This is a genomic window from Actinomycetota bacterium, from assembly GCA_040905475.1.
Classification (GTDB): Bacteria; Actinomycetota; AC-67; order AC-67; family AC-67; genus DATFGK01.
In genome coordinates, this window is the sequence record JBBDRM010000042.1 from 1 (window position 1) to 8,361 (window position 8,361).

The following is an 8,361-nucleotide window of genomic DNA, read 5'->3' on the forward strand; positions in this document are numbered from 1 at the left end:
AGCACGGCCGGTGGGCGCGCGGGCCCGACACCGCCGCAGGACGCGCGCGCGCGAGCGCCGAAGCCCCCGAGCTCGAGCTCCCGGATCGGCACGGCGAAGCGTTCCGCCTCTCGTCGCTGCGCGGCTTGAAGGTGCTGCTGCTCGCCTGGGCCTCGTGGTGAGGGTGTCGCTTCGACCTGCCCGTGTGGCAGGAATTGCACACCGAGCTCCGGCCGAAGGGCCTCGAGATCGTCACGATCGCGCTCGACGTTGGCGGCATCGACGTCGCGAAGCCGTTCATCGAACGCGCCGCGCCTGAACATCCGTCGCTGATCGACCAAGCCCACTCGCTCGACGAGCTCTTCGGCGTCGTGAACGTGCCGACCGGCATCTGGATCGACGAGGCCGGGATGATCGTGCGCCCGCCCGAGGCCGCGTGGCCCGGCAAGGCCATGTTCCGGAAGATGATCCCGAAGGAGCTTCCTCCCGACACCGATCCGTGGGTCGTCAAGGCGCTCCAGATAACGAGCAAGATCCCGACCACGCCGGAGAAGTACGTCGCGGCGCTTCGCGATTGGGTCGAGCGAGGATCCGAGAGTCCGCACGCCCTTTCGCCCGACGAGGTACGAGCGCGATCACGTCCCCGGCCGCCCGAGGTCGGTCTCGCCGCCGCGCATTTCGAGCTCGGCCAGCATCTCCATCGCGCTGGGTTCCCCGACGATGCGGTACCGCACTTCCGGGAGGCGCACCGGCTCCAGCCCGACAACTGGACCTACAAGCGCCAAGCATGGTCGTTCGCCGACCCGCTCCAGCGGCCCAACGACGTCTACGAAGGCGACTGGGCCGGCGACGTCGAGAGGGCCGGGCCCGAGAACTACTACGCGCTGCCGGACTTCTGAGTCCTAGGCCGGGCGGGGGCAGGGCGGGAGGGTTGAGTCTTTACTCGGCATCGATGTGCACGCAACCTTGTGGATACCTGTCAGACTCGCCCGACATGACGCCTCATCACCCGGATCGCCGGCCGGAGTCGACTTAGGTTCTACGGGCCCACTCGGCTCGCCCGCGAAATCGCATACGGGAAGATCCGCATCTGGACCGAACTGGTCGATGACATCCTGATGAGTATAACCTGCGGACCGTTCTTCGGCACTCAGTGAAGTTGTCTCAGAAGGGGCATCGGTCGAACCTGACGGCCTCGGTGGTTCGGCGCACTGCACAAGGACCATGACCGCGAGAACCGGCAAGAGAGTCCTTCGCAACACTCGGGTCATTCTGAGCACCGTGACACTCATGCGCTTACCCTCGGTAATTCTGGAATCGGTAGTAATTGATGAGCCAACTCGTGTAGTACGGGATGTTGTCGCCGATCAAGGTGGGAGCGTTCTGCCAAAGATGCCACGTGCGATCAGACTTAAGAAGTCTCGTGTTATACCAGTCGACATCGGCGTCACCGCCGGAGGCAATCTGAAAATGGGTTCCGCCTGCTGTGTAGACCTCTCCCATCTCTTCCACGTACGCGTTGCTGTTCAGGTTAATCGACGCCGCATGGAGAGTGACCCACTGGCCTCCCCAGTAGATTTGTGATCTATAGATGCACGGAGCGTTACCGTCGCAGCTGGCATCCGAGTAGACGCGAACGCGCAGAGTTGATCCCGTGGTCAATGTGTACTCGAGGAAGAATTCCCAAACGCCATGTAGCGTATCGAAGACATATATCGAGCGTGCATGAGAGCAAAGACCCGGCGTGAGCCATCCCACCTCGGCCCACCCTGCCTCCATCCAAGCACCCTGCTTCAGCATGATTCTCGCAGCGAAGAAATCGGTCGTCGACGTGCACGGGTTGCCCGGCAGCGACGGATCAGTAACCTCGATCTGGGCGTCGGCACCCTCGAACTGCTGCGTTGTCTGAGCCCCGGTGTGATGGTAACCGGTCGTAGCCTGCGCCGACGGGCCAAAGAGCAGGGTGAACGCGAAGACCAGAGTGAGAATCGTTGCCCCGCGAGCCCAGCTTCGCACACCGCACCCCCGCCATGGACGGGCCCTGCTTTTGGCCGATGGCTGCCAAGAAGCAAGCCTAGCTAGCCCCGCCCCCTGGGTGTCAAGGGGCGTCAGCCAGACGGTTCGGATCGCGCTTACATCAGCGCGATCAGTTTCTCGACGCGCTCGTCGTGCGCCTTGAACGGATCCTTACAGAGCACGGTGCGCTGCGCCTGATCGTTCAGCTTCAGATGCACCCAGTCCACCGTGAAATCGCGGCGGCGCTCCTTCGCAGTCTTGATGAACTCACCGCGAAGCCGCGCCCGGGTGGTCTGCGGCGGCTCGCGCATCGCCGTCTCGATCCGAGCTTCGTCGACCGCACGCTCCATCAAGCCACGGCGCTGGAGCAGGTAGTAGAGCCCGCGCTTGCGGTTCACGTCGTGGTACGCGAGGTCCATGAGCGCGATCTTCGGATGTGCGAGCGTCAAGTTGCGCGACGACCGGTACGACTCGATGAGCTTGAGCTTGGTGACCCAGTCGAGCTTCCCCTCGAGCGGATCGAGATCTTGGGCTTCGAGGAGCTTCAGCGCCTCCTCCCACATCCCGAGGATTCGCGTCGCGAATCCGTTGATGCCGCGGCGGTCGACGAACTTGCGCGCCCGGTCGAAGTACTCCATCTGGATCTCGATCGCCGACATCTCACGGCCGCTCGCGAGCTTCACGCGGCGACGGCAGGTGATGTCGTGCGAGATCTCGCGGATCGCACGGATCGGGTTCTCGAGGGTCAGATCGCGCATCACGGTTCCCTCCTCCACCATGCGGAGGATGAGGTCGGTCGCGCCGATCTTCATGAGCATCGTGTACTCGCTCATATTGGAGTCGCCGACGATCACATGGAGCCGGCGGTAGCGCTCGGCGTCGGCGTGCGGCTCGTCGCGCGTGTTGATGATCGGCCTGCTCCGCGTCGTGGCGCTGGAGACGCCCTCCCAGATGTGCTCGGCACGCTGCGCGAGACAGAACAGGGCGCCGCGCGGCGTTTGAAGGACCTTCCCGGCCCCGGCGAAGACCTGCCGGGTGACGAAGAACGGGATCAGGATGTCCGCGAGCTTCTGGAACTCGCCGTAGCGCGAGACGAGATAGTTCTCGTGGCAGCCGTAGGAGTTGCCGGCCGAATCGGTGTTGTTCTTGAACAGGTAGATGTCGCCGGAGATGCCCTCCTCGTGGAGCCGATGTTCGGCGGCGGCGAGCAGCCCCTCGAGGATCCGCTCACCCGCCTTGTCGTGCGCGACCAGATCCAGGATGTCGTCGCATTCGGGCGTCGCGTACTCGGGGTGTGATCCGACGTCGAGGTAGAGACGAGCGCCGTTCTCGAGGAAGACATTCGATGAACGGCCCCATGAGACGACCCGGCGGAAGAGGTAGCGGGCGACCTCGTCGGGGGAAAGGCGGCGCTGGCCGCGGAACGTACAGGTAACGCCGTACTCGTTCTCGAGCCCGAATATGCGGCGTTCCACGACGATGAGTGTATCGCGGGGCCCGAACGCCGCCCGAGGGGGAGGAAACGGACGGCCGCCGTCGAACGGTTCGAGGGACGTGGATCGCTCCCGAACCGCTCTCTCGCTGGCCGTCGCCACCCTGGCACTCGTCGCCATGCCCGCCCGGCTTCCGGCGGCTACCGGGTACGACGTCTATTTCGCGGGCATGCACAACCACACCGGGTACTCCGACGGCGTGCCGGGCACCATCCCGGCGGATGCCTACGCCACCGCCCGGGCGAACGGCCTGGACATCATGACGACCTCCGAGCACTCGGAGGGCTTCGACGTGCCGGTCACGCTCTCGGAGCAGTGCCTGCCGACCGAGGGCGGCACGCTCGTCGAATGCCTTCTCGCCGACGGCGCGAACTCGATCCGGAAGTGGGACGCGAATCAAGAGCAGGCGGAGGCCGCCACCGATACGAGCTACGTCGCCCTTCGCGGATTCGAGTGGACCTCGGACGTCTTCGACCACATCAACGTCTACTTCTCGGCGGCATACACGAACGCGAAGATCGACGGCGGCTACCTCACGATGGACACCTTCTGGAAGTGGTTGCTTACCAACAAGGACGCGATCGCGACGTTCAACCACCCCGGCGACAAAGGCGACAGCACCTGGAACGACTTCGCGTACGTCCCCGACGCCGACTTCCGGATGGCCGGCATCGAGGTGTTCAACGGCGGCAAGACGAAGGACTACTTCGAGAGCGGGCACATAGCGCGGGCGCTCGACAACGGCTGGCACCTCGGACTGGTCGGCGCGCAAGACACGCACACCGACGACTGGGGAGATCCGAGTTCCTACGCACGAACCGGATTCCTGCTTCCCGCCCTGAGCGCGGTCGCGGTTCGAGACGCGATGCTCGCGCGACGCTTCTATGCGACGACCGACGCGGATCTGGAGTTGAGCTTCACGGCGGACGGCGAACCGATGGGCGCGCGGCTCAACCGTCCGGTCGGCCAGAACGTCACGCTGACGGTCGGTGCGGCCGATCCCGATGGCGAGCCGGTCTCGAAGGTGGAACTCTTCACCAGCGGCGGCGCGCTCGCCGGGAGCGCGAGCGGCGCTCCCGCGACGTTCACCGTGACGTCGGGATGGGGCGAGGCGTGGTACCTGGCGCGGGTGACGCAAGCCGACGGAGAGGAGGCGTACTCGTCTCCGATATGGATCGGCGCGAACTCGCACGCCGGCGGTGAATGGCTGGCCGGCGATCTCCACGTCCACACCCAGAACGGGCACGACACGTGCGCGACCCCGACCACCAAGGTCGGCGGCGCGTCCTGCGACGAACCGTGGACCTGGAGCTTCAGCCCTGCCGAACGGATCGCACTCGCGAAGGAGCGCGGGCTCGATTACCTGGCGATCACGGACCACAACAACATCCTCAGCCAGTCGGATCCGGCGTGGGCGGCGGAGGAGGCTCTCGATGAGCTGATCCTGGTTCCCGCGTACGAGAACTCGCTGCCCGGACATGCGCAGATGCTCGGCGCGGAGAAGTGCTATCCCGGCCCGACGACCGACGACGAAGGGATCCAGGTCTGCACGCGGGACTCGTCCTTCGCCGGCGTGATCGCGGCACGGGACGCTCTCCGCGCAGACGGCGGCGCCTTCCAGATCAACCATCCCGGCGACCGGGACTGGTTCGAGGAGTTCGGGCACCAGATCCTCCCAGACGCCGTCGAGGTCTGGAACATCGGCGTCTGGGCGTGGCAGCCGCCGGCCCCGTCGGCGAACGACAACGACTTCTCGCTGGAGTTCTACGACGGGTTCCTCGACGCCGGTTACCGGGTCGCGGCGACGGGCGGAAGCGACTCGCATTGGAGGCTGACCTCTCCGGTCCAAGGCGTCGGGCAGCCCTCCACCTGGATCTTCTCGAGCGGTCGCACCTGGCAGGACCTCACCGCGGGGATCCGAGCCGGGCACACGTTCGTCTCCTGGCAGCCGCCCGCCTACCTCGGCCCGCGGCTGTACCTGGAGGCCGACGCCGACGGAAACGGCACCTTCGAGTCGATAGCCGGCGACCTCGTCCCGGCTGGCTCGCCGATGCGCGTGCGTGCGGACGGCGCACTACCCGGAAGCTTCGTCAGGCTGGTCACGACCGGAGGCGCCAGAGAAGAAAGCCTCCTCGGTGCCGAGGGCATCTTGGAGTTCACGACGTCGTCCCCCTGGGTGCGGGCAGAGCTCGTGCTCCCGGATGCCGAAGCGCAGCGCGAGTCGCTCTGCGACCCGCTCGTCGGAGAGCAGACGACGCTGTGTCGCAACCGTCTCGTTATCCTTGCCCTGACCTCGCCGATCTACCAAGCCCCGTAACACCTCCTCGCCGGCCTAATGGCCGACAGGCGCGTATGTGCGATGCTTGGGCCGCCTGATGACGACCGTCGACGCTTCGGGGGAGCGCCGCCGCCTGCCGCGGCCCGGCGGCTTGGATATCGCGCTGTCGATCCTGGTCGCGTTCAACTTCGCCGTCGCGCAACCCATCCTCGACCTAACCGGCCGCTTCCCGCAGTTCTTCCTCGCACGGCGTTCGCCTCGCGTGGATCTGTTCTTGCTCGCATTCGGACTGGCGATCTTGGTGCCGGCGGTCGTTGCAAGTTTCGTGTGGGTCGCGGGGCTGATCCATGAGCGGCTCGGAACCGCGCTCCACATCCTCGTCGTCGGCGGGCTTGCCGGGACCCTTGCGATCCAGATCCTCGAACGGGTGCCCGCGCTCCGAAACCTTGGTGCGCCGGTATTCGTCGTTGCGGGCGCCCTCTTAGGGGCGGGTACGGTCCTCCTCTACTACCGCTCTCGAGGCGCACGTTCTTTCGTCCGCCTCGCCGCGATCTCGGCGTTACTGCTCCCGGCGTTGTTCCTGTTCTCGTCGCCGACGTCCAGGCTCGTGTTGCGTCAGTCGGCCGCGATCAGCGGCTCCAAGCTGATCGCCAATCCCGTCCCCGTGGTGATGCTGGTCGTCGACGAGTTCCCGATCGCGTCCCTCATGGACGAGCGTGGTGGCATCGACGCATCGATGTTCCCCGGCTTCGCCGAGCTCGCCGCGGGCTCGACGTGGTTCCGGAACGCCACTGCGGTTCACGATTTCACTGAGATCGCGGTCCCGGCGATCCTCACGGGGAGCTACGGGGACAAGAACAAGCTCCCGATCACGAAGGATTACCCGAACAACATCTTCACGTTGCTCGGTGGCGCCTACAACGTTCGAGCCTTCGAGGCATTCACTCAGCTGTGCCCCGCCTCGATCTGCACGGAGTCGTCGAAACCGACCGCGGCTTTCTTGCCGCGCTGGCGCACGATGCTCTCGGACCTTCGGATCGTGTACGAGCACATCATCGCGCCGCCGAGCCTCGCGGCGAGCCTCCCTTCCATCGACCAGACATGGTCCGACTTCGGCGGGGGAGGCGGGAAGCCGGCGTCCGGCACGGCCACGGCAAACTCGAAGGTGACGCTGGCAGAGGATCCGTTCGGGGACTTCCGGCGTTTCACATCTTCGATCGAGCGCACGACCGATCCGACGTTCTGGTTCGCGCACATCGAACTGCCTCACGCGCCGTGGCGCTACCTCCCATCCGGGCAGGAGTATCCACAGCGCTCCCCGATCCCCGGCCGGACCCTTCAAGTCTGGGGGCACGATGAGTGGCTCCTCGCGCAGGCGTATCAAAGGCATCTGCTGCAAGCAGCCGCGGTCGACCGGCAGGTCGGGGCGCTGATCGACCGGCTGCGGGAGAAGGGGATCTGGGATCGTGCGCTCGTCGTGGTCACCGCCGATCACGGCATCTCGTTCCGAGCCGGCAGCGACCTCCGGGTGATCGCGAAGGAGACGGTCGGCGAGATCGCCGCCGTGCCCATGTTCGTGAAGCTGCCGGGCCAACAGAAGGGCACGATCGACGACCGCCCGGTCCAGACGTTCGACGTCGTGCCCACGATCGCCGACGTCCTCGATGTCGAGGGTATGTACGCGACCGACGGGATCTCGATGTTCGCGAAGGAGCCGTCGCCGGCGGAGCGGGCGATGCTCGCGACGCGGGGATTCCGGGTGACGGTGAGGGCCGACGGAGCCGAGAAGTACGCCGTGGTGGAGCGGAAGCTGGATCTGTTCGGGCGGGCGGGCGGGCTAGAGCGGCTATACGCGATCACGCCCGGCTCATTTCACGAGCTCCTCGGTCGGAGCGTTTCAGGCGTCACGGCCGGCACGGCGGGTCGGGTGGCGATCGATTCCGCCGGCTCGTACCAGCGGTTCGACCCATCCGCCGATGTCATCCGCGCCCTGATGACCGGGAGCCTCTCGGGCGTATCGCAGGCGCCACGGGTCCTCGCGATCGCGGTGCAAGGCCGCGTGGTCGCCGTCACCCGGACGTACCTCCGGAGCGGTCGGGTCCGCTTCAACGCGATGGTGGCGCCGGAGTCCTTCCGGCGAGGGGCGAACAAGGTGGAGGTCTTCCTGGTCGAAGGCGGCCTCGGAGCCCGCGAATTGCGGCTGATCCCGCAGGGCGTCTGACGCCTTAGGCCCGGGTCCCGGCCGTGGTGCGTCGACCCGCGTAGAATCCTCGCCGATGCTTTCGGTCATCCAGTGGCACGCGTATCCGAGCCTGGACCTCGGGCCGCTCGACATCTCCCCGCACGGGATCGGCATCGCGGTCGGCTACGCGCTCGGCGGCACCCTGATGGCGCGACGCGCCGAGAAGTGGGGCATCTCCCGCGACGACGTTTGGAACATGCTGATGCGAGCCGTCGTCGGCGTCATCATCGGCGCGCGCCTCTTCTACGTCGTCGGCCACTTCGGCGACTACTGGCCGAACGTCGTCGACATCCTGAAGGTCTGGGAAGGCGGCGTCGTCTTCTTCGGCGGCGTGTTCGGCGGGATCGTCGCCG

6 protein-coding genes are annotated in these 8,361 nt (G+C 66.1%); 4 read left to right on the top strand and 2 right to left on the bottom strand.

What is annotated here, in order from left to right:
- Positions 1 to 878 (top strand): ResA-like WAxxUGC motif-containing protein (locus WEB06_03750; protein ID MEX2554729.1); only part of this gene is annotated, 878 nt, incomplete at its 5' end.
- A 397-nt stretch (positions 879 to 1,275) separates the two neighbouring features.
- Here the strand turns inward: WEB06_03750 and WEB06_03755 are convergent.
- The gene (locus WEB06_03755) at positions 1,276 to 1,995 is read right to left on the bottom strand and encodes a hypothetical protein (protein MEX2554730.1); all 720 of its coding nucleotides are present in this window, start codon (positions 1,993 to 1,995) and stop codon (positions 1,276 to 1,278) included.
- A 116-nt stretch (positions 1,996 to 2,111) separates the two neighbouring features.
- Positions 2,112 to 3,470, bottom strand: coding sequence for a Pup--protein ligase (gene pafA / locus WEB06_03760; GenBank protein MEX2554731.1), 1,359 nt, complete (start codon positions 3,468 to 3,470; stop codon positions 2,112 to 2,114).
- 79 nt (positions 3,471 to 3,549) lie between these two features.
- Here pafA and WEB06_03765 point away from each other — a divergent pair, with 79 nt between their 5' ends.
- From WEB06_03765 to WEB06_03775, 3 genes are all read left to right on the top strand, one after another.
- Positions 3,550 to 5,805 (top strand): CehA/McbA family metallohydrolase, encoded by a 2,256-nt coding sequence (locus WEB06_03765; GenBank protein MEX2554732.1) that lies wholly within the window; start codon positions 3,550 to 3,552, stop codon positions 5,803 to 5,805.
- A gap of 58 nt (positions 5,806 to 5,863) precedes the next feature.
- Complete coding sequence (locus WEB06_03770; protein MEX2554733.1) at positions 5,864 to 7,987, top strand: sulfatase-like hydrolase/transferase; 2,124 nt, start codon at positions 5,864 to 5,866, stop codon at positions 7,985 to 7,987.
- Positions 7,988 to 8,042: 55 nt separating this feature from the next.
- The coding region (locus WEB06_03775) for a prolipoprotein diacylglyceryl transferase family protein (GenBank protein MEX2554734.1) at positions 8,043 to 8,361 on the top strand (319 nt) is incomplete at its 3' end.

Coding starts and splice junctions, on each gene's coding strand:
- WEB06_03770 (MEX2554733.1), top strand. CDS start 5,864: ATGACGACCGTCGACGCTTCGGGGGAGCGCCGCCGCCTGCCGCGGCCC.